1 protein-coding gene and 1 pseudogene are annotated in these 749 nt (G+C 74.5%); both read right to left on the reverse strand.

Going from position 1 to position 749, the window contains the following annotated elements:
* Positions 1–425 (reverse strand): annotated as a pseudogene (locus JHN63_RS51670) (ABC transporter); the annotation flags it as partial.
* On the reverse strand, positions 425–749 hold a 325-nt coding region (locus JHN63_RS51675), incomplete at its 5' end, for a hypothetical protein (RefSeq protein WP_200692027.1). The pseudogene JHN63_RS51670 and the gene JHN63_RS51675, both read right to left, overlap by 1 nt.

Here is a 749-nt window from a genome sequence, read left to right on the forward strand (position 1 = left end):
ACCACCACCGCCAACTGCCCCCAGGGATCGGCCGACACGAGCTCCGGCGCGTCGTCCCGCGCCCCCTGCCCCCACACCAGCGCCGCCCCGCCGACCAGCAGCACGAACACCCCGATGGACGCCACCAGCGTCCGCGCCGGATCGCCGCCCAGGACCGACAGCGGGCGGAAGACGAACCGTTCCAGCGCCACCCCGATGCCGGGCGCGAGGAACAGCAGCGTCACCACCGCGCCCAGCCACAGCGGCCAGCCCCACCCGACCACGCACTGCCGCAGCACGTACGCGCACACCATCGCGATCGCGCCGTGCGCGAAGTTGAGGACACCGGTCGCGCGGTACGTCACGACCAGGCCGATCCCGGTGAGCGCGGCGGCGCTGCCGACGGAGAGGCCGGCGAGGGTGAGGTCGTAGCTCAGGGAGGACATCAGTCGTCGGCTTCGGCGGGCTCGCAGATCGGGCAGGGGCTCAGCTCGCCGCTCGCCACCAACTTCGAGTCCACCGGCACCGCTTCCGGCTTCCCGGCGACCAACGGACAGTCCGCGCGGTGCCACAGCGTGCCGCCGGGCACCATCAACAGGTCCCCGCTGACCGCCACGGGCGCGACGGCGGCCCGCGCGGACTCCTCGGCGTCGTCGGCCTCGACGGTCACGAGAAGGGCGTACAACTCCTCCACGCGCGCGGCGGCGAGGGCGCTCCGGCCGTGGGCGAGCAGGATCGCGGCGGCGACGATCAGGGCGGCGCCGGGGATC

This window comes from Streptomyces sp. MBT65, from assembly GCF_016612545.1.
GTDB lineage: Bacteria > Actinomycetota > Actinomycetes > Streptomycetales > Streptomycetaceae > Streptomyces.